18 protein-coding genes are annotated in these 24,054 nt (G+C 57.8%); 5 read left to right on the plus strand and 13 right to left on the minus strand.

Annotated features, from left to right (window positions below; all coding sequences use genetic code 11):
* Positions 1–175: 175 nt before the first annotated feature.
* Entirely contained in the window at positions 176–1,069 is an 894-nt protein-coding gene (ispA, locus tag C2U68_RS17885) for a (2E,6E)-farnesyl diphosphate synthase (protein ID WP_140913833.1), read from the minus strand.
* Positions 1,062–1,295, minus strand: coding sequence for an exodeoxyribonuclease VII small subunit (locus C2U68_RS17890; protein WP_140913834.1), 234 nt, complete (start codon positions 1,293–1,295; stop codon positions 1,062–1,064). The genes ispA and C2U68_RS17890 overlap by 8 nt, the downstream gene beginning before the upstream one ends.
* Positions 1,296–1,845: 550 nt before the next feature.
* Between C2U68_RS17890 and C2U68_RS17895 the strand changes: the two genes are divergently transcribed.
* Together C2U68_RS17895 and parE are read left to right on the plus strand one after the other, a co-directional pair.
* Entirely contained in the window at positions 1,846–2,340 is a 495-nt protein-coding gene (locus C2U68_RS17895) for a phage tail protein (protein ID WP_140913835.1), read from the plus strand.
* Between the two features lie 276 nt (positions 2,341–2,616).
* Positions 2,617–4,506 carry a DNA topoisomerase IV subunit B gene (gene parE / locus C2U68_RS17900; protein WP_140913836.1) on the plus strand — a complete coding sequence of 630 codons (1,890 nt, stop codon included), beginning with the start codon at positions 2,617–2,619 and terminating at the stop codon, positions 4,504–4,506.
* A 79-nt stretch (positions 4,507–4,585) separates the two neighbouring features.
* Here parE and C2U68_RS17905 read toward each other — a convergent pair whose 3' ends face one another.
* Positions 4,586–5,329, minus strand: coding sequence for a hypothetical protein (locus tag C2U68_RS17905; RefSeq protein ID WP_140913837.1), 744 nt, complete (start codon positions 5,327–5,329; stop codon positions 4,586–4,588).
* Between the two features lie 74 nt (positions 5,330–5,403).
* Entirely contained in the window at positions 5,404–5,916 is a 513-nt protein-coding gene (locus C2U68_RS17910; protein ID WP_260839394.1) for a hypothetical protein, read from the minus strand.
* A 221-nt stretch (positions 5,917–6,137) separates the two neighbouring features.
* Between C2U68_RS17910 and C2U68_RS17915 the strand changes: the two genes are divergently transcribed.
* Positions 6,138–6,986 carry a S1 RNA-binding domain-containing protein gene (locus C2U68_RS17915; protein ID WP_140913838.1) on the plus strand — a complete coding sequence of 283 codons (849 nt, stop codon included), beginning with the start codon at positions 6,138–6,140 and terminating at the stop codon, positions 6,984–6,986.
* Positions 6,987–7,042: 56 nt separating this feature from the next.
* Here C2U68_RS17915 and C2U68_RS17920 read toward each other — a convergent pair whose 3' ends face one another.
* The 7 genes from C2U68_RS17920 to C2U68_RS17950 form a co-directional block, all read right to left on the minus strand.
* Complete coding sequence (locus tag C2U68_RS17920; RefSeq protein ID WP_140913839.1) at positions 7,043–7,525, minus strand: cytochrome P460 family protein; 483 nt, start codon at positions 7,523–7,525, stop codon at positions 7,043–7,045.
* A gap of 129 nt (positions 7,526–7,654) precedes the next feature.
* Positions 7,655–8,203 (minus strand): formaldehyde-activating enzyme, encoded by a 549-nt coding sequence (fae, locus tag C2U68_RS17925; protein ID WP_140913840.1) that lies wholly within the window; start codon positions 8,201–8,203, stop codon positions 7,655–7,657.
* Between the two features lie 84 nt (positions 8,204–8,287).
* Positions 8,288–8,944 carry a pyridoxamine 5'-phosphate oxidase family protein gene (locus tag C2U68_RS17930; RefSeq protein ID WP_140913841.1) on the minus strand — a complete coding sequence of 219 codons (657 nt, stop codon included), beginning with the start codon at positions 8,942–8,944 and terminating at the stop codon, positions 8,288–8,290.
* Between the two features lie 231 nt (positions 8,945–9,175).
* Entirely contained in the window at positions 9,176–11,188 is a 2,013-nt protein-coding gene (locus C2U68_RS17935) for a TonB-dependent receptor plug domain-containing protein (protein ID WP_140913842.1), read from the minus strand.
* Positions 11,189–11,557: 369 nt separating this feature from the next.
* Entirely contained in the window at positions 11,558–13,000 is a 1,443-nt protein-coding gene (locus C2U68_RS17940) for an efflux transporter outer membrane subunit (protein ID WP_140913843.1), read from the minus strand.
* Entirely contained in the window at positions 12,997–16,179 is a 3,183-nt protein-coding gene (locus C2U68_RS17945; RefSeq protein ID WP_140913844.1) for an efflux RND transporter permease subunit, read from the minus strand. Before C2U68_RS17945 ends, C2U68_RS17940 begins: the two co-directional genes overlap by 4 nt.
* 3 nt (positions 16,180–16,182) lie before the next feature.
* Positions 16,183–17,412 (minus strand): efflux RND transporter periplasmic adaptor subunit, encoded by a 1,230-nt coding sequence (locus C2U68_RS17950; protein ID WP_140913845.1) that lies wholly within the window; start codon positions 17,410–17,412, stop codon positions 16,183–16,185.
* A 104-nt stretch (positions 17,413–17,516) separates the two neighbouring features.
* Between C2U68_RS17950 and C2U68_RS17955 the strand changes: the two genes are divergently transcribed.
* A complete protein-coding gene (locus tag C2U68_RS17955) occupies positions 17,517–18,131 on the plus strand; it encodes a TetR/AcrR family transcriptional regulator (protein ID WP_140913846.1) in 615 nt (204 codons plus the stop codon).
* A gap of 16 nt (positions 18,132–18,147) precedes the next feature.
* Here C2U68_RS17955 and C2U68_RS17960 read toward each other — a convergent pair whose 3' ends face one another.
* A complete protein-coding gene (locus C2U68_RS17960; protein ID WP_140913847.1) occupies positions 18,148–21,747 on the minus strand; it encodes a response regulator in 3,600 nt (1,199 codons plus the stop codon).
* A gap of 201 nt (positions 21,748–21,948) precedes the next feature.
* Entirely contained in the window at positions 21,949–23,238 is a 1,290-nt protein-coding gene (locus C2U68_RS17965) for a dicarboxylate/amino acid:cation symporter (protein WP_140913848.1), read from the minus strand.
* 109 nt (positions 23,239–23,347) lie between these two features.
* Between C2U68_RS17965 and C2U68_RS17970 the strand changes: the two genes are divergently transcribed.
* Positions 23,348–23,917 (plus strand): hypothetical protein, encoded by a 570-nt coding sequence (locus C2U68_RS17970; protein ID WP_140913849.1) that lies wholly within the window; start codon positions 23,348–23,350, stop codon positions 23,915–23,917.
* The last annotated feature ends 137 nt before the right edge of the window (positions 23,918–24,054 follow it).

The following is a 24,054-nucleotide window of genomic DNA, read 5'->3' on the forward strand; positions in this document are numbered from 1 at the left end:
TGACCGTGTGCGTCAAATACGAACGCACCTCATCGGCCAACTGCGGCAGTTGCTCTTTCTTCAGGGCGCGAATGTCGGTCGGGCCGGCGATGGTGTCGAGTAGCGGGAAGTTTCCGGAAGCTGTCATGTTGTTATTATTTCCTTGGGGCCGCAGGGCGGTGAGAAAAGCAGGGGTCTAGTGGGTGCGCTCGATGATGTACAGGGATAGTTCCCTTAACAGGTCGGCTTCCGGACCGAAATCGGCCAAACTGGCCACCGCTTGCTCGTGCAGTGCCTGGGCTTTTTCTTTTGCTCCGGCCAGACCCAATAAAGCCGGGTAGGTCGGCTTGTCGTTATCCACGTCCTTGCCCTGCGTTTTACCCAGCGTTGCCGTGTCGGCTTCAATGTCGAGAATGTCGTCTTTGACTTGAAACGATAAGCCGATGCATTTGGCGTAATGGTCCAGTTTTTTGGCGGCGTCGGCATCCAGGCCCGGTTTGGATAGTGCCGCTAAGTTGACGCTGGCCCGGATCAAGGCACCGGTTTTGTGGATGTGCATGTTTTCCAGTTCTGGCAAAGTCAGTTTTCGTCCGACCGAGCCCAAATCGATGGCTTGGCCGCCGACCATGCCTTGCGAACCGCTGGCGCGGGTCAATGCCGCGATCATCTTGACTCTGGCTTCCGCGCCGACCTTGATGGCGGCGTCGTTGGCCAACACGTCGAAAGCCAGTGCCTGCAGGGCGTCGCCGGCCAGGATCGCCGTGGCTTCGTCGAATGCCTTATGGCAGGTCGGCTTGCCGCGGCGCAGGTCGTCGTTGTCCATCGCCGGCAAGTCGTCGTGGATCAGGGAGTAAACGTGGATGAATTCCACCGCACAGGCCTGGGCGTCCAATTCTTCTTCGCTCAAACCCACGGCCACGCCGGTGGCGTAGGTCAGCAACGGCCGGGTGCGCTTGCCGCCGTCTAAAACGCTATACCGCATCGCGGCATGCAGCGTCTGCGGCAAAATGTTGTCGCCGGGTAAGCGGGCGTCCAACGCGCGTTCGACGCGGTTCTGGCAGGCGACTAAATATTCTTTCAACTTACTCATCGGTGAATGGCTCCAAAGTTTGCTGGCCGTTTTTCTCTAATAAAATCTGTACTTTCTGTTCGGCTTCCTGCAAAGCTTGCTGGCAGGTCCGGGTTAAACCGACGCCGCGTTCGAAGAATTTCAACGATTCTTCCAGCGTGATGTCGCCGCGCTCCATCTGTTCGACCAACTTTTCCAGTTCGGCCATGGCCTCTTCAAATTGGGCAGCGTTTTTGCGTCTCGACATGGTTTGCGCGGCTATGCTCGAAAAAATGACCGAGCATTATAGTATGTTTTGCCGAGCGGTTGAGTCCGGATTGAGATTGCCGCGTTCCGCCATCGGCAGCCGAGATTGAGGACCCGCTCTCGACCGAGTCCACCAGTTGCCAATTGGCGGCGGGCCTGCTTGTCCACTGCCTTAGGCGACCTATCTAGCGCAACAGTGCAATCACGAACGCATTGGTTTTGTTGCCCTGTCGCAATAGTCCGGGGCGATGCCGAAAAGATACCTGCGATTGGAGCCGGGGTAATTGAGCTTTCGAATTTCGTACGATATTTCGTTTAAAAGCGATATGTCGTGGTCAGCAGGCGTTATGGAGGGCTGATGTTTCCTGGGCGGTTTTTGTAAATAATTGCGTGTATTCAATGGGTTGGTTTTTGTTGGTCTCGGTTTGCCAAACATGGCATCGCCCTTGCCAATACAAATTGAAGTCCATCGATTGTGACGGCAGATTTTTTAACTGTCGTATCGGCGGCTCTCTTCCAAACCAAATTATCTAACCTTTTGAGGATATGTCATGAAAACAGCTAGCCGTTTTATAAGTGTTGTCTTAGGTGCCGTGATGGCCTCGTCAGCCAGTGCTGCTGCCACTGAGGATGTTGTCAACAATTCGGGCCTGTCGGTCCATTACGAATTTAGCGCCGGCGGTATTTCCGCCTATTTCACCGATTGCAAAGGCATGGGGTCGCAGAACGAAGTGGAGCAAACCAGGGTTAATCCGCGCGAAGAGAGCACTGCTAAGTTTCCAGGGCGTCTGCAGGTCAAAAATCTTACCTGTAGCAGAGGCTTGACCAAGTCGATGGATTTGTGGAACTGGCGGCAACAAGTTGCCAGTGGACGGTCGGCCCGGTCGCGGGTCGATGCGACTTTGATTGCCTATGACCAGACGATGATGCCCATCGCGGAATGGAGCTTTAGCCGGGTTTGGCCGGCATCGATCGATTTCAACGACACGACCCCCGGCAGAGAAACCATCGTATTCGCCGCCGACCAAGTGCAACGCCTGCGCTGATCTAAACCGTGGTGGCCGCCAAGATGGTTGGCTGGCATCCGAAAAAGCAAACGGGCCCTGCGAAATGTCGTTCGTCCGGCTTTTCGTCGGGCCTTTCCTTCCCCCTTCAAAGACCGGCAATTTGATCCGGAACTAGCGGGACTTGGCTCGGCATGAGTCCCGGCGGTCCCGAACCTGCGGTTACGGCCGCGGACATTTGCCCTTGGCCGAGTTTGCGCGGGTAGGTTGACATATAATGGTCCGCCGACACTGGCTGACTACCTTCTAAAACACACCATGACCCAAGAATATAACGCCGCCGCGATCGAGGTGCTGAGCGGCCTGGACCCGGTACGCAAGCGCCCCGGCATGTATACCGATACCACTCGGCCCAACCATCTGGTGCAGGAAGTGGTCGATAACAGCGTCGACGAAGCGCTGGCCGGATACGCAAAAAACATTGAAGTAACCTTGTTTAAAGACGGCTCGGTCAAGGTCGTCGACGACGGCCGCGGCATGCCGGTCGATATGCATCCGGAACAAGGCATTCCCGGCGTCGAAGTGATCCTGACTCAACTCCACGCCGGCGGTAAATTTTCCAACAAGAACTACCAGTTCTCCGGCGGTTTGCACGGCGTTGGCGTGTCGGTGGTCAATGCCCTGTCCGAAAAGCTATTGGTCGAGATCAAGCGCGGCGGCGGCGTTTACCAAATGGAATTTGCCGGCGGCGACAAGGTCGGTGAATTGCAGCAAACCGGCAATGTCGGCAAAAACAACACCGGTACCAGCGTGCATTTTTGGCCGGCCGCCAAATATTTCGATTCCAACCGGGTTTCCGTCAGCAAACTCAAGCACGTATTGCGCGCCAAGGCCGTTTTGTGTCCGGGCCTGAAAATCGTGCTGCTGTCCGAACTCAGCGACGAGCGGCTGGAATGGTGTTACCAGAACGGCTTACAAGAATATCTGCTGGACCGGGTCGGCGACGCCGAAATTTTTCCGCAGCCGCCGTTCATGGCCAATATGGCCGCCAGCAACGAGGCGGTGGAATGGGGCATCGTCTGGACTCCCGACAGTCTGTCGGAGGCGGTGGCGGAAAGTTACGTCAATCTGGTGCCGACCGCGCAGGGCGGTACCCACGTCAACGGCCTGCGCGCCGGTTTGACCGAAGCGATTCGCGAGTTTCTGGATTTTCGCAATCTGCTGCCGCGCGGTGTCAAGATCGCGCCGGAAGACGTCTGGGAAAACTGCCATTTCGTGCTGTCGGTGAAACTGGAAGATCCGCAATTCTCGGGGCAAACCAAGGAGCGTTTGAGTTCGCGCGAATGCGTGACTTTCGTCTCCGGCGTGGCCAAGGATACCTTCAGCCTGTGGCTGAACCAGCATCCGCAGGAAGGCGAGAAAATCGCCGAGATCATCCTCGCCAGCGCCCAAAAACGCTTGCGTTCGGCCAAGAAAATCGTCCGTAAAAAGATTACTACCGGGCCGGCTTTGCCCGGCAAACTGGCCGATTGCTCAGGACAGGATCTCAGCCGTACCGAACTGTTCCTGGTCGAGGGCGATTCGGCCGGCGGTTCCGCCAAACAAGCCCGAGACCGCGAGTTCCAGGCCATCATGCCACTTAGAGGCAAAATTTTGAACACCTGGGAGGTCGATTCCGGCGAGGTCATGGCCTCGCAAGAGGTGCACGACATCGCCGTGGCGCTGGGCATTGAGCCCGATAGCGACGATTTGCAAAACCTGCGTTACGGCAAGGTCTGCATCCTGGCCGATGCCGATTCCGACGGCAACCACATCGCCACCTTGATTTGCGCCTTGTTTTATAAACACTTCAAGGCCTTGGTCGAAGCCGGCCACGTGTTCGTGGCGATGCCGCCGCTGTACCGGATCGACGTCGGCAAAAAGGTGTTTTACGCCTTGGACGAATCGGAACGTTTGGGTGTGCTGGCGCGGATCGAAGCCGAAAAACTCAGCGGCAAGGTCAATATTCAACGCTTCAAAGGCTTGGGCGAAATGAATCCGTCGCAACTGCGCGAAACCACGATGAACCCGGATACGCGCCGGCTGGTGCAGTTGACGGTGCCGGACCACGCCGAGGCGTTTCAGCAGATGGATTTGTTGCTGGCGAAGAAAAGAGCCGGCGACCGCAAAAGTTGGCTGGAAGATAAGGGGAATTTGGCCGAAGTTTAAGCGGTTTCGGTTTGACAATCGGTGAGGGCTATTCGGAATGGGCCGAAGTTCTTCCGAATAGCTTGATCGTAGGATTTGGTTAACGGCCGGAAATCTGTCGCCCTCTGATTCTCACTAAACCCATAAAAGAGCAGCCGAATAACCAAAACGAAGCCGGTAATGGTACTGAACTAATCTGCGTCACCGAAATCGCATCGAATTTGCCGAAAGCGGCAAAGTCTTGAAATAACACACCAAATCGCGACAAATTCAAGAAGTCGGTATGTTGAAACGGCGAGATCGTTAAGTCGGTGGAGTCCAAAAAGGACGTAGGGCCGCCGACGCCGACGTCGAATGCGAACGACATGATAGATGAATTGCCGATAGGTCCACTGTCCGATACAAAATCAGAGCGGTTGATTGCTGGGTTTGATTGGAAGGCGCGGTTTGCGTGTTCGACTGCCAGCGAGTCGAAAGTGTGGCTGGGGTCGAAAAAATGGCTTCTATCGTTGGCTATCGTCACTGTGCCGCTGGTCCCGGCAAAAGTGTAGCTCCCGATGCTCCCCGAGAAACCGGTAATAGAGTAATAGAACGATTCCGCTGATAATCCGGTGCTTGCTAGCGTTTCCTTAAAAATCAACTGGTAAGATACCGGAGAATTTGCCGTAAAAAAACCGCCTGTGTTGGGTTGTTGAGGAGTTGAGCCGGGTTGTGAGGGATTGATGGGCGTGAAAATATCTGTCAAATGTCCACTGAAATTGACTTGGATCGTCGCCGCCCGAATGTTGCCGGACAATAAGAACAGAGTGGTTAATACAGCAATACTGCCGGCTCGAGAGGTCATTTGAAATTTCCTTGGGTAGGTTTGAATTTAGCAATCCTCTCACCTTACACCAAGAGTGGCCGCTAGTGTCAAGCTCATATATCCATCAACAGCATTGGAATGCCGTAAGTCAGGATGAAGTAACTGAATGCGTAAATCAGGCTGACACTCGTGGTGTATTTGAAAAAACCGCGGAAGATGTAACTGACGATACTGATATACCAAACCACCAGAAATACCGCGATGCCAATGCCGATTTCCTCGCGGTAGGGATGGTGTTTCAACACCAGCCAGTAGTCCAGGCCTTCGGCGGCGATGGCCAGGGTCATGATGAAGTTTTCGCAGACGAAAATCGACGTGTACAACTGGCTGAACAGACTCCATTTTCTTTCGGTCAGCAGCAATACCGCCACGGAACTGAAAGCCATAATAGTGCGGCCTAATACTTCCAGAGTGCCGTCGGCCGGATCGGCAATCAAACTTTCGACGATGATGCCGGACATTAAATAGAACGCCACGTTTTTCCACATAAAGGAATTGGGCGGGACTAAGTCCGCCGGATTATTCAGAAACCAGCAGGAGGACAGGTATTTGAGTAATAAAGTCATGGTGTGAGCTTGCACTCGGTTTCGAGCGCCGTAAAGTGCTGAAAAAACCGGCCATTATAGTCGGTCGTAGCGCTAAATCGATTGAGCTGCGTCAATTGTTGCCGATTTATCGCAGCGTAAGTCGCGGTCAGCCCCGGCGCGATTGCCTGTATAATGCGGCTTCACTAGTTTTCCAACGCCGGTGCCATGCGGCCGGTCTCGTCTCAATCTCCCGGAATCCCATGATCGAATTAGGTAAAGTTAATGCGTTAACCGTGCTTAGCCGGCGCGATAACCAATATTATTTGGACGGCGGCGAATTGGGAGAGATCGCGTTGGCCGATAAACCGCCCGTTACGGAATTGGCGGTCGGTGCAAAAGTCGATGCGTTTGTTTATGTCGACGGCAAAGGCGAAACTTTGGCGACCTTGCAAATGCCGCTGGTGCAAGCCGGCGAGGTGGCTTGGTTAAAGTGCGTCTCGCTGAGCCATGCCGGGGCATTTTTGGATTGGGGCTTGCCCAAAGATCTGCTGTTGCCGTTCAGCGAACAAAAAGGCAAGGTCATCGAAGGCCGTTCCTATCTGGTCCGCTTGTTTCTGGACGAGGACAACCGTATCGCCGCGTCGATGGTGTTGGACGATTTCATTCAGGATCAGGCGTTTTACTACAAGGAAGGCCAGGCCGTGCAATTGGTAATCGCCGAGCATACCGAGCTGGGTTTCAAAGCGGTGGTAGACCACCAATACTGGGGGGTGTTGTATAAAAACGAAGTGTTCCAGCCGCTGAAAAAAGGCCAGAAATTGACCGGCTACATCAAGAAGATCCGCCCGGACCACAAACTGGATTTAATCCTCAGTCAGGAAAAGTACGGGCAGAAAGTGGACGCGACCTCGGCGAAGATACTGGATATCCTGGCCCGACGCGGCGGCTATGTGGCGTTGACCGACAAAAGCGATCCGGAGCTGATCTACGACACCTTTGCCGTCAGCAAAAAGGTGTTCAAACAGGCCATCGGCGGTTTGTACAAGCAGCGGCGGATATTGATCGAGGCGGACGGTATTCGTTTGCTGGATCAAGCGCCGGCCAAATAAATCGAGCGATAGAGGCGCCGGCAATCGGCGCCTGCCCGACGGCCGGAAAATCCGGATCAGGGCCGGTATTGAGAAAACACGTAGTCGGTTTTTTGTTCGGAGGCGTGGCAGGCAAAGCAACTCGTTCCGCTATCCTTGACCAGGCGTTCGGTCTTGCTGTTGCCGGCAAAGCCCTCGAAGCCCCAGCCGCCGGTCGCGGCATATTTTTTCGAATCTTTCTGCATCACACCCAGTAGTTTGCGCTCGCCTTCCTGAATGGTTTTATCCTGTTCCTGGTATTGCAACAGATCGAATACCAACACCGAACCGTCTTGATATTTACCGGATTTCAATCCGCTTTCGGCTTTTTTATTGGCATAGACGTGGTGCAGGCCTTGAAACGGGTTTTCCAAGGCATGGCCGGGCTGGATCAGCATGGTTTTGGCATGCAGCCAGGTGCGGTAGCCTTCCGGATAAGCCACGCTGTGTTCGGCGGCTTGGGCGGAAGCGAAAAGAGTCAGGAACAGTCCGGCGGCGGACAGTGAAAGGCGCGTATTCATAGCAAAATCTCCCCTGTAGACAAGACAAACCGATTTCGAATCGAAATCAGTTTGTCTTTTTAGGCGGATTTTGCCGGTCTGTCAAATTAATATTGATCCGCTATTAGTGCGTGGCGGGGCGGCGAGCGCTTAAATCTTGCCGTCCAGACCCATTTGAAAGTACTTGTGGACGATTTTTTCCTGGTTTTCCAGCAGCCAATCGATGTCCGGGGTGTTGGTCATGGCTTTATGGATGGCTTTGGCCATGGCTTGACGGTGAATGTCGAACAGAATGCGGTGGTCGAGTTTGTCATCCTTGATCACGCTCGGGTTCAGCCATACCGAGCAAATGATGCCGAGGTCGTTGGCTTTTTCTTTCGGGATGTCGCCGGCGCGCACCGCGTCCAACACGCCATTGGCGATTGCCGCCTGCACCGTACCCATCAAAATATTGGTATAGCGGCTGTTCTTGACCGTGACCTTGCTCACCATCAACGTCACCGGCCGCACTTGGATATCGGTATTCAAAATCGCGAACACCCGGCTATGGCCCTGGACCTGGTCGCCGGTCAAGGTGGCAATTGCGGTGCCGACCGGCCCGTCCAACTCGCCGATGATGATTTCCGGCTCGGCAGCGGTACCGGCCGGGCCGCCGGCGACCAAGGCTTCGCCGGTACGCATAACGATTCTTTCGCTCATTTGGTTCTCCAATTTGAAGTGAGTCAGTTAAGGTTTTTTAGCAGTTACTCTATTCGAAAGCGTGGTCTGGCGCGCGATCAAAGCTTACCCTTCGCCGCGGTGCACCATCTCCCCGTACTGTTCCGGCGTAATAGTACCGCCTAGGTTCTCGGCGATTTGTTTATCGCAGGCCGGCAACACGTCCTGCACGGCGTCGATCCGTTTCCACTGCGGCTGCGGCGTATCTTTTCCGGCTTCCGGCACGTATTGGGAACTGGCGACGCGGCTCATTTTGTGAATGTAACGCGGACAGTTGATAAAAATCTCGCTGAGCGCCACCCGTACGATCGATTCCGCACCAGCATAGTCGGCCAGCAGCGGATCGTCGGCCTGAATACGGGCGTCGCCATGGAGCCGAAGCCGATGCGGCGTTTCGAAATCGATGAACAACAGGCCGATTTTCGGGTTGCCGTTGATATTGCCCAGCGATAAAAACATGCCGTTACCGTCGTAGTTCGGAAACGCCAATTCCTGCGGACCGATCACTCTGACCAAGCCGGGATGGCCGCCTTTATAGGAACAGGTCGGATAACCGCGGTGGTCGATCGTGGTCAGAAAGAAAAAGTCGCGGCTTTCGATGAAAGCCTGGTGTTGCTCGTTGATGTGCTGTTCTACGATGATTTGCTGTAAGCGGTCCGCCAAGCGGACGGTATCGTGTTGCGTTTGCAGTTCCCGTTGTTGCGGGCTATAGAATTCGTCCATCACCGCTGACTCCCGAATCGAAAAGCCGCCATTCTAACCGAGATTGCCGGGAACGCCCCTTCAGCTAGCGGCAATGGCGAGCCGCAGTGTTGTGTCAGACAAGTGGCAGGAAAGATCGAACGTGAGTTAAACGCGGTGCTTGCCGTATCTGCAGCCGCCCAGACTGTAAATGACCGCGCAGCCGAACCGGAATCGAGTTTTTAGGTATGGGCCTAAACGACGCGGCCGAGGCTAAAACTCCCAGGTAATTTTGCCGTAAACTCCGCGTTGAACTTCGGTAGCCTGGGTGAAAGTTTCCTGGATGTACTCCAGATGGCGGTTGTCCAGCAGGTTTTGTCCAACTAGTGCGAGTTCGACGCCGCGGCTCAACTTCCAGCCCAGCCGCAGATCCAGTGTGGTGTAGGAGCGGATATGGGCGGGGCCTGTCAGCGTGAAGGCGCTGGCGTTATCGACGTAACGCAGCCAGGCGTCCAGCGTAAGGTTGGATGTCGGATTCACACTCGCCCGCAACGAGATTTTATGTTGCGGCGAGACCGCTTCCTGGTAGTAGGCGTTGCTGCTGAGTTCGGTTTGCAGTGCGCTGTAACTGATGTCCCAGCGCCACCAGTCCAGCATTTTCATGACCGCCGAGGTTTCGATGCCGTAGGTGCGACCGGCGTTGCCATTGTTAATGTAAAACGGCTGGCTTAGAGCAGCCGGCAATTGCGAAGTATCGATTGCGCCGGGTTGGAATGAGCGCAGGGTGCTGTAGTTGTTGTAAAAGCCGGCGACGTCTATCGAGAAGGCCGGATTCGGGCTGAAGCGGTAACCGATTTCGTAAGCCAGCACTTGTTCGGCCTTGTAAGTCTCCGAGCCCATCACCGCAAGCTCCAGCGGAAACGGCGTGACGTTCTGGCCGCTAAACGGCGGCAGGATTTGACCGACCAGACTCATATCGGCGTCGACCCGCGACGGAATCCGCACCCCGCGGGAGATAGCTCCCCACAAGCGGTGGTGCGGGTGGGGAGCCCACATCAAGCGTGCGGTGGGCTGAAGTTCGAAGCCGGTAAAATCGTTATGTTCCAGTTTGGACCCCAGGGTCAACCATAGGGTGTCGTCGATTAGCGTCAGTTGGTCTTGCAAAAAACCACTGTAATAGCTGTTATCGCGGTCGGTAGGCCTGAAGGAGATCAGATCTGGACGGATATCCGTTACGTCGGAAGACGAGTAACGGAATCCTAAGCCCCAGATAATGTCATTCCACGCGTTCAGCGCGAAATGGTGTTGAAAATCCAGATCGGTGGTGTGGCGTTCCTCGTCGATGAAGCCTTCGCGCCGGTTGTAGGAATCGAGATACAACTGCAGTGTCGTGTTTGAGGTATCCGAGAAATCATGTTGCCAGCGGCTGACGATATTGCCGCCGCTGGCCATGGCCCGGTCGCCGACCACTTGTCGATAGGGCGCGGTTAGCGTAGCGAGCGAGAGTTGTTGGTTTAAGTCGGCGGAGTACATGTCGCCTTGTACGGTTAGCGAATCCGCGTCCGACACCTCGGAATCGAGGCGGAAGCCGCCCTGCATCTTGCTCCAATAATCTCCGGCACTGCTACCGTTGGCCCGCGCCAATGCGTCGCGCTCAAACCCCTTCAGATAGGCACGGGCGGTAGTCGTATCGTTTAGCCGGGTACCGTAGCGAAATGCACCGAATGCTCTTTCTTCGGTACCGCCGCCGGCGTTGACGAGTCCGCCCTGGGTGTCGGCACTGTGTCTGGTGATGATATTGATTACCCCATTGACGGCGTTGGCGCCCCACAACGCGGCGCCGGAACCGCGGACCACTTCGATGCGCTCGACGTCTTCCAACATCACATCTTGCAGTTCCCAATACACGCCGGCAAATGCTGGCGTATACAGGTTCCTGCCGTCGATCAGCACCAGCAGTTTATTGGCAAAGCGGCCGTTGAAGCCGCGCGAACTGACCGCCCATTTGTTGGAGTCGATCCGACCGACGTCGATGCCGGGCGCTAAGCGCAAGGCGTCCGGAATGCTGGTGGCGCCGGAGCGTTTGATGTCTTCGTTGCTGATCACGAATACCGCGGCGGCCGAATCCTGCAAGGACTGGACTTTTTTTGCCACCGAAGTAATTTTTACCGCCATCAGTTCTTCCAAGTTCAGATCGGTCAGGTCGGCATCCGCATGCGGGCTGCCCGGTAGCCAAACCAAAATCGCAGTCGCGATCCGAAATAAAGACGGAAGAGTTTTTTTCATGAAATGCCAGGAAAACGAATACTTCTAGCTGAGCAGTGGTGGTGAAGAAATAAGGATAACTGTAGTGAAAGATCGGAGATGCGCAAGATTCTATTTTTTGTGCGGAACTGCTTGAATTTTATTGGAGAATCGATAACGGCAGCTGCAAGCCGACCCGGTCGAGCGATGCGAAGCGGCCTGGCCGGAATGGGTGCCCGTGAAACAGGCGCCGGGTCAACAGTCAATTGTGTCGGATTTGTTGACCGCGAACGAAAGCCGTTCTGCCCCCATTTCGCCAAGGCCATGGCTGGGGCCGCACCAGCACAAGCTGCGGTTTAGAGGCAGATTAGGCGACGGGCTCCGAGATATTGGAGCCCGTGCTGAAAGGATCTAGTCGGCGGCAGGCTCGGCAACGGCTTCCCAACCGCCACCCAGCGCCTTGTAGACTGCGGCCAGCGCCGTCGCCGCGGCGGTTTCGCTTTGTGCCAACTGGCTTTGGTCTTGCAGCAGCCGCTGCTCGGCATCCAGTACCGTCAGAAAATCGCTGATGCCTTCCTGATAGCGCAATTGCGCCAGCTCGCGGGCCTTGGCGCTGGCGGCCGCGGCTTTGCTTAAATCCGCTCGCCGGCTCAATTCCTGGCGATAAGCCACCAGGCTGTTTTCGGTTTCTTCCAGCGCGTTCAGCACGGTTTGCTCGTACTGCGCCAGAGTGGCTTCGGCGCGGGCGTCGGCTGCTTTGATTCGGGCATAAACCCGGCCCAGATCGAACGCCGCCCAAGTAATACGGGGACCGATCGAATAGGCATCGCCGCCCGGCGCGACCAAATGGGTCAAGGTGTTGCCTTCCAGAGCAATGCTGCCGACGAAAGTTACGCGCGGAAACAGGTCGGCAGTGGCGACGCCGATTTGTGCGGTCGCTGCGGCCAGTTGGCGCTCGGCCATGCGAATGTCCGGCCGCCGCCGCAGCAGTTGCGCCGGATCGCCGATCCGGATCGTTTCCGGCGCTTTGGGTAATGCTTGTTCGGTGCTTAACCTAGTAACCAAGGCATCCGGCATCTGCCCGCTCAACACGCTCAAGCGGTGGATGGCCTGGGCGATGGCATTTTCCAGCGGCGGGATGCCGGCCCGGGTGCTTTGCAATTGCGCCTCGGCCCGCGACGTGTCCAGTTCGGTGCCGCGGCCGTTGTCGAATTTAACCTGAGTGATTTCGAGGGTTTGCGCTTGATTGTCGGCATTACGTTTCGCCACGGCCAACTGGTTTTGCAGGCCGCGCAACGCAAAGTAATTGCGGGCGACTTCGCCGATCAGGCTGACCTCGACATCGCGTAAACTGGCCTCCTCGGCGGCGACCTGGTCGTCGGCAGCTTCGACGCCGCGCCGGACCCGGCCGAAGAAATCCAATTCCCACGAGGCGTCAAAGCCCATGCTGTAGAGTTTCAACTCGCGCGGTACGAAAGCCCGGTTATTCAAAGACCCGGCGCTACGTTTCTGTTCGTTGTAGCTGGCGCGCGAGGTAACGGTCGGCAGCAGGCTCAGGCCGGATTCCAGATACAAGGCCCTGGCCTCGGCCAGATTGGCTTTGGCGGCTTGCAAATCGCGATTGTGGTTCAGGCTTTGCTCGACCAGCTGTTCCAGCAAGCCGTCATTGAACAACTTCCACCAGGCCACCTCGCTGCTGTCCGCCGCAAACAGCGGGGCAGGGGCGTTGACGAATTGGCCGGGCAAATCGGCGGTGGCCGGCGTTTGGTAATCCGGGCCGACCGCGCAGCCGGCCAGCAGACCGGTTGCAACCATGGCCTGAGCCAACGGGCGAAGCTTCAAATTAAGATTCATGGCATTGACTCCGCGCCGGCCTGTTGCACCTTGGCATTGCGACGCAGTTTGCTGGCCAGCCCTTGGACCGCGACGAAAAACACCGGCGTCAGCAGCAAACCGAAAATCGTCACGCCGATCATGCCGCTGAATACCGCCGTGCCCAGCAAGTGCCGGGATTCGGCGCCGGCACCCTTGGCGATCACTAACGGAAACACGCCCATCACAAAAGCAAACGAGGTCATCAAAATCGGCCGTAACCGAATCCGTGCCGCCTCGACTGCCGCATCGAAGCGGCTCAAGCCCGATTCCTGGCGATGTTTGGCGAACTCGACGATCAGAATCGCGTTCTTGCTGGCCAGGCCTACCAAGACGATGAAGCCGATCTGGGTGAAGATGTTGTTGTCCATGCCGCCGATCCAGACTCCGGTCATCGACGACAAAATGCACATCGGCACGATCAGAATTACCGCGAACGGCAGGGCCCAGCTTTCGTATTGCGCTGCCAGGGCCAGGAACACGAAGATCACGCTGAGCGGGAACACCAGCAACGCCACGTTGCCGGCCAACACCTGTTGCAGGCTGAGCTCGGTCCATTCGAAGTCGAAACCGGGCGGCAGGTTGTCGCGCAATACCCGGCCCATTTTCTCGATGGCGTCGCCGGAGCTGACGCCGGGCAGGGTGCTGCCGTTGATTTCGGCGGCGGTATACATGTTGTAGCGGGTGATTTTGTCCGGACCGCTGATTTCCTTGACGTCGGCGACCGCGCCCAACGGCACCATGCCACCGCTCAGGTTTTTGGTTTTGAGCTGGGTGATGTCGCCGGGCAGCATCCGAAAGTCGGCATCGGCCTGGGCCGTGACCTGATAGGTGCGGCCGAAGATGTTGAAATCGTTGACGTACAACGAGCCCAGATAAATCTGCAAGGTGTCGAACACGTCTTTCAATGGCAGGTTCATCGATTTGACCTGAGTGCGGTCGACGTCGACGAACAACTGCGGCACGCCGGCGCGGAAGGTGGTGAACAAGCCGACCAAACCCGGTTGCTGGTTGCCTTTTTCGATCATTTCGCCGGTGACTTTTTGCAACTCGTCGATGCCGGCGTTATTGCGATCCTGCACCTGCAATTTGAAACCGCCGACCGAACTCATGCCGCGGATCGGCGGTGGCGTGAACACGGCGATGCGGGCGTTGGGGATGGCGGCCAATCGCTGGTTCAGGGTTTTGACGACTTGCGAGGCATGCAGATCGGGGCGCTGAGCGCGGCTGTCGAACGAATCCAACCGGGCAAACATGGTTGCGACATTCGATTGGTTGGCACCGCTCAGAATCGACCAGCCGGCGTAGGCGTTGATATGGCTGACGCCTTCGGTGTCCAGCACGATTTTACTGGCTTGTTGCACCACGTCCTTGGTGCGGGCCAGCGATGCGGCGTCGGGCAATTGCGCGTACAAGATCAAATAGCCCTGATCCTGGTCCGGAATGAAGCCGGTCGGCACTTTTTCGAAGGCCAGAAAATTCAGGCCGTTCAAACCTACGTACAGAACCAGAACCACGGCGACCATCCGGATCAGTCGCGCCACCAGTCTGGAATAGCCGAGGCTGAAACGGTCGAAGAAGCGGTTGAAGCGGACGAAAAACCAGCCGAATAACTTGTCGAACAGTTTGGTGAAAGCGTCCTTGTTTTCGTGGGCGCGGTCCAGTAATAGCGCGCACAGCGCCGGGCTCAAAGTCAGCGAGTTGAAGGCCGATATGACCGTCGAGACGGCAATGGTCAAGGCAAACTGTTTGTAAAACGCGCCGGAGACGCCGGTGATGAAGGCGGTCGGTACGAATACCGCGACCAACACCAGGGCCGTGGCAACGACCGGCCCGACCACTTCGCTCATCGCCAGCCGGGTGGCTTCGCGGGCGTGCATACCTTCGGCAATATGGCGTTCGACGTTTTCGACGACGACGATGGCGTCGTCAACCACGATACCGATCGCCAGTACCAAGCCGAATAACGACAAAGTATTCAGCGACAAACCCAAGCCGGCCATCACGGCAAAGGCGCCGATCAGCGACACCGGGACCGCCAGTAACGGAATCACCGCCGCCCGCCAGTTTTGCAGGAAGACGATCACCACCAACACCACCAAACCCAGCGCTTCGAACAGGGTCTTGACCACGGCGTCGATCGATTGCTGAACGAACACCACGGTGTCGTAGACCAGCACGTAATCCAGACCTTCCGGGAAGCGGGTTTTCAGTTTCTCCATCGCTTCGACCACGGCCTTTTTGGTGTCGATGGCGTTGGAGCCGGGCAATTGGAAGATCGCCAGGCCGACGGTATCTTCACCGTCCAGGAACAGGCCGGAGTTGTAGTCCTTGGCGCCGAGTTCGATCCGCGCCACGTCCTTGAGTTTGGTGACCTGGCCGTTGGCGCCGGGTTTAATCACGATTTCGCCGAACTGTTCCGGATCGCTCAAGCGACCCAGCGTGCTAACCGTATATTGGTATTCGGCGGCGGTCGGCGACGGTTGCTGACCGACCACGCCGGCCGCGACTTGCACGTTTTGTTCGCGCACGGCATTGACCACCTCGGCGGCGGTCAGATTGCGGGCTGCGACTTTTTCCGGGTTCAGCCACAAACGCATGCTGTAGTCGCGGGCGCCGAACAACAGAATATCGCCGACGCCGGGCAGCCGGGCCAGCGTATCGCGGATCTGCAATAGTGCGTAGTTGCTCATGTAAACGCTGTCGTAGCGTTTATCCGGCGATACCAGATTCACAACCAGGCTTAGGTCCGGGCTGCGTTTTTTTACGCTCAAGCCTTGGCGGCGCACTTCCTCCGGCAGTTTCGGTTCTGCCAGCGCCACCCGGTTTTGTACCAACACCTGGGCTTTGTCTAGATTGGTGCCGGGTTTGAAGGTGATGGTCAAGGCCATGATGCCGCTATTGGTCGATTGCGACGACATGTACAGCATGTCCTCGACGCCGTTGACTTCCTGTTCGACCGGCGTTGCCACCGTTTCGGCCACGACTTTGGCGTTGGCGCCGGGGTAGGTGGCGGTGACAACGACGGTGGGCGGCGCGATTTCCGGATATTGGGCAATCGGCAGGCCGATCAGCGCCAGGCCGCCGACCAGCACGATCACAATCGATAGTACCGAGGCGAAGATCGGCCGGTCGATAAAAAAGTGGCTGAATTTATCCATGGTTTATTGGCCTCCCTGGCCGTCGATCGCGGTTTTTTCCGGAACGACCGTGGCGCCGGGCCGCAGTTTTTGCAGGCCTTCGACCACGACCCAGTCGTCGGCTTTCAAGCCGTCGCGTACCACCCTTAACTGGCCGATGCGGGCGGCGGGCTTGACCGGCCGGTATTCGGCCTGGTTATTGGCGTTGACCACCCAAACGAAGCGCTGGGCCTGGTCGGCACCGATGGCGCGGTCCGGCACTAACAGGGCAGGGTAAACCGCCGAACCTTTCAGCCGCAGGCGGGCGAAGAAGCCGGGGCTGAGCAGTTCGTCGGGATTGGCAAACACGCCGCGCAGGGTCAAGGTGCCGGTGGCGGCATCGGCGCGTGGGGCGATGTAGTCCAGTTTGCCCTGGTGGGGAAAGCCGTTCTCGTCGGCCACTGCCGCTTCGACCGCCGCGCCGTGCAGATCGGCGGTGGCGTTGCCTGCCTGCTTGGCCTGGCGCCGGTATTTCAACACCGATTGTTCGTCGGCATCGACGTAGACGTAAACCGGATCGGTCGATACCAGTTGTGTTAATAGGGTGTCGTCGGCTTTGACCAGATTGCCGACCGTCAACAATTCGCGGCCGACCCGGCCGCCGATCGGGGCGCGGATTTCGGTGTATTCCAGATTGAGTTTGGCGGTGTAGGCGCTGGCTTCGGCCGAAACCACGGCGGCGGCGGCTTCGCGCAGGCCTTTGCTGCGGGCGTCGTATTCTTCGGCGGAAATGGCTTTGGCTTTGAGCAGGTTCTCGGCGCGGGCCAGATCGTTTTTCGCCAGTTCGCGTTTGGTTTTGGCCCGTTCCAGTTCGGCGTTGGCGAAATTCAATTGCGCCTGCAACGGTTTGGGGTCGATCAGAAACAGCAGGTCGCCTTTTTTGACTTTATCGCCGGCATGGAAATTAACCTTTTCCAGGTAGCCGCCGACCCGGGCGCGGACATCGACGGCATTGACGGCTTCGATCCGGCCGGTGTACTCGTCCCAGTCGCTGGTTTCCCGGCTCAGGGGTTGGGCAATTTTGACGTTGGCCGGCGGCATGGCGGCTGCGGTGTTGCCGGGCGCGCCGGAATCGCCGCAACCGGATACGGCCAATTGCAGAGTGAATGCGAAGATGCTGAGACCAAGTCCTCGTCTGGCAAAGCGGGTCGGGCCTACTTGTGTTGCGGGGATGCGCGGATAAACTCCCGCTACCGATTCCAAAATAAATGCCATGCCCTCTCCCCTGAAATGCCTCAACTAGAAATGGTAATACCTATTACCGTTTAGTCTAGGGTATCATCGTTTGGCAAGTCAATTTATTTCATGAGTACGACAGCATGGTTAAATGTGGCCGCCCGTGTAAGGGCGACGAGCAACAAAGCCGGGATAGATTACTCGACGCGGCGCTGCAGCTTTTTTTGGAACACGGCTACGGCAATTTGAGTATGGAAACCATCGCCCGCGATGCGCGGGTCTCGCTACGGACCGTTTACAGCCAATTCGGCGGCAAAGCCGGCTTGTTCGGCGCGTTGATCCGCCGTTGCAGCGACCAGTTCATCGGGAGTCTGTGCGGCGAGTCGCCGCCGGAACAGGCTTTGCAAAGCTTTGCCTGCCAGTTTTTGTTTCGCATCACCCGTCCCGACGTATTGCGGATGCGGGCGATTCTGATCGGCGAGTCGCCGCGATTTCCGGAATTGGCGACCCAATTTTACGAACAGGGGCCGCGGCGGACGTTGGCGACGCTGGCTCAGTTTTTCCGCCGCCACCAGCAAGCCGGTGCGATTGCCGATATCGACCCCGATTTTCTCGCCGACCAGTTCGTCAGTGCCGTCCGCGGCGAGCGGTTGCAGCGGCTGCAATTGGGCCTGGAACCAACCCCGGATGCCGCAGAAATCGAACGCTGGGTGACGCCGGCTGTACGCCTGTTTCTGGCGGGTTGTCTGCTCAAGTAAGGTTTGGATCAGAGAGTCAAGCGTTCTCGTCGGGGGAGCCGGTCGGGTTGGCCCCGTGAATGTCCGACTCGCTGGAAACGCTGCCGGGATCGCCGACCAGGCCGGAGATCGCGATGCGGCCGCGGTCCAGGGCGCGTTGCAAAACTTGCGGCAAGTCTCCGATGGCGAGTTGCCGGTGAAATGCGAGTTCCAGACGTTCGGCGGCTTCCCAAATCGCTACCAGAGCCAGATTGGCGGCCGACCCTTTCAGTTTGTGAACCAGCGCGCGGGCTTGTTCGCCGTCACCGGCGGCGATTGCTTCGGCTATCGCATCGCCGTCGCGGCCGTGGTTGGCGATAAACTTTTCCAGATAGGTTTTATAGACGTCCAGTTCCCGCCAGGCCCGCAAACCTTTTTGCAGATCGATAACCGGCGCTGCATCGGCCGCCGGGACATCAGGCCCAGTCTCAGTCTCAGTCGGTGAAGATTGTGCCGGTCGTGAGGCATATTGCCGAAGGTAGGCGATCAACTTGTCGACGTCGAACGGTTTGGCGATAAAACCGTTCATCCCGGCAGCCAGCGAGGCCTCGATTTGAGATTGAAAGGCGCCGGCCGTTAGGGCGATCACCGGCAGCGCGGTTAATCCCAGCTGCTCGCGGATGCGGCGGGTGGCTTCGTGGCCGTCCATCTCCGGCATCTGCACGTCCATCAGTACCACATCGGCGCAACCGGGGTTGGCTTTCAGCCAAGCCAGTGCCGCGACACCGTCGTCGGCCAAAAACACTTCGGCCGCTTCCGATTCCAGAATCCGCTTCGCCATATCGCGGTTGATTTCGCTGTCGTCGACCACCAGTACCCGCAACTCCCGGAGTTGGCCCTGGCTGGCCGTATCGCTCGGCCGCTGGCCGCGGTTACCTTGCACATGACGCCTGGCTTCGCTGATTGCGTTGTACAGGGCCGATGCGGTGACCGGTTTGTTCAAAATCGCATCCGCCAATTCCGAGCCCGGTTCGTGGCTCAAGACTTCGCGGTCGTGCGCGGTGGCCATTACGATCAACGGCGCCTCCGGTGCGCCACCGAGTATCTGCTTGATTGCTTTGCCGGCCTGTAAGCCGTCCAGACCAGGCATCCGCCAGTCCAGCAACAGGATGTCCGGCAGTTTGCCGTGGCCGGCAGCCCGGCTGCGGATGCGCTCTACCGCTTCTGCGCCGGATGCGACCACCTCCGGGTTCCAGCCCAGGCTGCGTACCGTTGCTGCCAGCATTTCCCGGGCCAGCGGATGATCGTCGGCAATCAACACGTTTTGGAAGGTCAGCGCCGGATGGGCGTAATCCCGCGCATCTACCGGTGTCGTTGGAATTTCGAACCAGAACTCGCTGCCTTTACCTAACTCGCTGCTGACGCCGATCTCGCCGCCCATCATTTGCACCAGGCAACGGCAGATCGACAAGCCCAGGCCGGTACCGCCGAACCGGCGGGTGGTGGAGGTGTCTTCTTGCGAAAAAGCGTTAAATATTTCGGCTTGTTTATCGGCGGCGATGCCCTTGCCGGTGTCGGTGACACTGAAGCGTAAGCCCGGCTTGCCGCGGACGCTGCAGCGGGCGACGGCCAGCGCGACACTGCCGTGGGCGGTGAATTTCAGTGCGTTGCCGGTCAGGTTGACCAGTACTTGCTCCAGCCGCAAGGCATCGCCGAGCAGGTATTCGATGCCCTCCGGGGCCGGCCCCATGATGAATTCGACGTCGTCGTTGGCCGCGACCGAAGACATCAAGGTCGCGACATTATCCAGCACATCGTTGAGCCGGAACGGCGTGCGCTCGATTTCCAGGCGGCCGGATTCGATTTTGGAAAAATCGAGTATGTCGTTGATGATCCCCATCAGCGACCGTCCCGCCATGCGGATTTTTCTGACCAGTGCCAATTCCTCGGCTCCGAGCGGGGCTTTTTCCAACAAATAAGCGATGCCGAGAATCGCGTTCATCGGCGTGCGGATTTCGTGGCTCATATTGGCCAGGAAATTGCCTTTGACGTGGGCCAGACGTTCCGCTTCCCGCCGCGCGGTCTGCAATTCGGCGGTGCGTTCGGCGACACGTTGCTCCAGTGTTTCGTTCATTCGCAGGATTTCGTCCTGGGTCCGCTTGCGTTCAGAAATATCGACGATGGTCGCCAGCACGAAGAACTGTTTATTGTCCCAGAACGGACTTAGGCCGATTTCCAGGGCGAATTGGCTGCCGTCTTTGCGGGTGCCGTACAAATCGCGGCCGGCTCCCATCGTCCGGCTGGACGGCTCCCGCATATATTGCGCGCGTTTTAACGCGTGGCCGGCACGGTCGGCGTTGGCCAGCAGCACTTCCACCGGCTGTCCCAGCAGCTCGGCCAGGCGGTAGCCGAACATGGCCTCGAAGGCGGGATTGCCCATGGCGATCCGGCCCTCGGCATCGACTACCAATAAACCGTTGGTATTGGCTTCGAACAGCATTCGGAAACCGGCTTGAGCTTGATGCAGCCGCAAGGCCGAATCGGCCTCGCTTCGCGCCAGTGCGGCGTCTTTTTCGGCATTGGCTTGCGCGGATTTGGCCTGAACCAGCCGGTGGATGCCGAGCCCGAATAGCGCGAGTAACACCAGCGCCCCGCTGATTTTGGCCGGCCATACCCGAAGTGCCAATTCGGTCAGCGTCCGTTCCGGCAAATGCGTAACGATTGTCCAGCGGATGTTGTGAGCCAAGGGGGCGTCGCCGTTCGGTACCGGTGAGGCCGTGCTCCAGGTCCACAAACCATCGCCGAGTCTGATTTGGCCGCGGTTTTGTTGCGACACTGCGGCCCAGGCGGCCGGATTTTTGGCGGCCAGCGTCAGGTCGCGCTGGAACATGAAACCCCACTCGTCGGCCGGATTGGGGCTTTTCAGCCAGTAGCCGTCGGCGTTGAGCAGCATTAGCCGATCGGCGGCAGGGCCGGCGCTGGCGACGAAAGCCTGCAACATCGAGCGGGCGGCGACGTTGATCATCAAAATCCCCGCGGGGCTGCCGTCGGCTTGAAACACATGGGTGGCAACCCGCAATGTCGGCTTGTACGGGACTTCAATCTGGTCGCGGTCCACATTCAAGTCCAACGGCGAAATATAGATTGCTCCGCGGTTGAGCCGAATCGACTCCTGGAAGAAATAGCGCTGCTGCTTGTTCTGAAGTTCGTGTTGCGGAACCGGGTAGGGGTGGCCGTCGACGTTGTTGATCCGGACTTTTTCCCTGCCGGATTCGTCGATCCAGCGGATTTTGTCGTAGCTGGGATTCCGCGACATCAATGACAGGAAGGCTTCCACCATGGGTTGAAAATCGCTATTTTCGCCAGCCTCGTAGACTTGGCGTACCGGCCTTTCGCCGGCCAGACTCAGCAAATGCCGAATCGGCACTGCTAATTCCTGGTCCAGTCGGCCCTGGCTTAAGTCGACATAAGTACGCTCCTCGGCCATCAACATTGTCAACTCGCTGTGCACCCGCGCTTCGCCCAGGGTCCAGGCTCCGACCGCAATCAGAGCCGCGATCGGCAGAAACAACAGTAGAAAGTCTTTTAAGCTGCCGCGCTGCCTGTAACCTCCCGGTAAATCGGACGATTTGTTTGCAGTCGGTGACACGTGCTCCATATTCTGCTCACTTGGTGGTCGGTTCGGTAAGCGGTGGCTCTAGCATTGATGCTGTGTTAGCCGATGCCTGAAACTCTTGCTGAAACCCGGCCGCCCGGCATGCCGGAATCAATCCGGAACCGGTCTTGGGCTCTGCACTTTATACACTAGACTCGGTGCCAATGAAAACAGCGGAATCTTGAACAAATTAAGTCTTTGGGCTTAGTGCTGTGCGCGACGGCGGTCGGCGTTCAATTCGGCTTGCAATCTTTCCCGGTCCAGCTCGCGCTCGGAGTGGGAGATGACAATCGCCGCCACGGCGTTGCCGATCAAATTGGTCAGGGCCCGGGCTTCGGACATGAAACGGTCGATGCCGAGTATCAACGACAAAGCGGCCACCGGCACCGCCGGCACCACGCTCAGCGTCGCCGCCAGCGTGATAAAGCCGGCGCCGCTGACGCCGGACGCACCCTTGCTGGTCAGCATCGCCACCAGTAACAGGCTCAGTTGTTGGCCGAGCGGCAGCTCGATATTCAGGGCCTGGGCCATGAACAGCGCCGCCATCGTCAGATAAATGTTGGTACCGTCCAGATTGAACGAATAACCCGCCGGAACCACCAGACCGACCACAGAACGCGAGCAGCCCAGCCGCTCCAGTTTCTGCATTAGCGGCGGCAAAGCCGACTCCGACGACGAGGTGCCGAGGACGATTAGCAGTTCCGCCCGGAGATAGCTTAAAAGTTTGAACAGATTGAAACCGGTGAGTGCGGCAATACTGCCCAATCCCAAACCGATAAATAGTAAGCAGCTCAGGTAAAAACACCCCATCAACGCTGCCAGCGGTTTCAGCGCGGCAATCCCGTATTTGCCGACCGTAAACGCCATGGCGGCACCGGCACCGAGCGGTGCCAGTTTCATCACCAGATTCAGCATCGCGAAAAACAGCTGTGCGCTTTCCTCGACGAAGCGCTGCACCGAGCGGCCGGCTGCGCCCATCCGCTGCAAGGCGAAGCCGAACAGGGTCGATACCAACAATACTTGCAGCAAATCGCCGGAACCGGTGAAAGCGTCGGTGAAGGTTTTCGGAATGATGTGCAACAGAAAATCGGCAAGCCGTTGCTCGGAGGCCTGCTTGACGAAGCCGGCTACCGCTTGCGGATCTAAGGTGGCCGGGTCGGCGTTAAACCCGGCGCCCGGTTTCAGCAGGTTGGCGAGCAACAGGCCCACGCCGAGGGCGAAGGTGGAGACGATTTCAAAATACAACAAGGCTTTGATTCCGATGCGGCCGGCTTTTTTCATGTCCTCGGCCCCGGCGATGCCAAGCACGATGGTGCAGAAAATCACCGGCCCGATCAGCATTTTTACTAACCCAATAAAAGCGTCGCCGATGGGTTTGAGCAGCACGGCATGGTCGGCATCCAGTGCGCCGAACAAGGCTCCGCAGAAGATGGCGGCCAACACGGCAAGATACAGGCGCGGCGATGTCGGGGCTGGGTGCTGTAACTGAGTCATGGGGCGAATGAATGGCGGCGGATCCGGTTGATCAGGTTATTATGGTACGAGATTGCAGGCAAAGCGTCTGCGCGGAAATGGCCGCCAGCGGCCACGGGAGACTGAACACATGGGCGGATTGGGCCGGACCCGGCTTATCGGTATTTTCTTAATTGGTTTGGCCGGTTGCGCCGAGCTGGTCGTGATCGACGGCACCTTGGTCTTTACATCGGCCGATACCGGCTGTATCGGCAAGGTCGCAACCCCGGCAGCGGGGCTGGAGCCGGTCGCCGACGACAGGCTGGTCGAAATAGCATACGGCGCTCCCGGTCAGGGTAAATTGTGCACCGGCCAAGCCTTTATGGTGTCGGCGCCGTTGACCGTTTACCGGGTCTGGGACAGCGGCCGGCCCTACAGCGAATACGGCAATTGGTGGACGTTTGCGGCGCCGGTCGCCGGTCTGGAACAATACCGCGAATTGGAAGCCATCTGTCCGGAATGGAGTGCGCCGGACCGGCTCAGCGTCTGCCAGATCAAGGTCGGAACCCGGATTGCGGTCGGGCCGGGCCAAAGCGTGCAATGTGCCGACGGTTCGAATTACCCGCCCGCCGCCGCGAACCAGATTTATATTCCGAACGACGCCGCCAAGGGGAAAATGTATCTCGAGCATTGTGCGCCGGCTGTCCCCTGGCCGCAGTAGCGGGGCATCAGATGCCGGCAAAAAGACGCCACGTCACGAGAGCTATCGGTGGTTATGCCGGAGGGCTGGCCACACCTTCTTTCCTTAGAACGTGGTTTGCCAGTTGGCTGCCAGCCAATAGAGAGCCGGCCCCAAAA

The sequence above is a fragment of the Methylomonas koyamae genome (genome assembly GCF_006483455.1).
Classification (GTDB): domain Bacteria; phylum Pseudomonadota; class Gammaproteobacteria; order Methylococcales; family Methylomonadaceae; genus Methylomonas; species Methylomonas koyamae_B.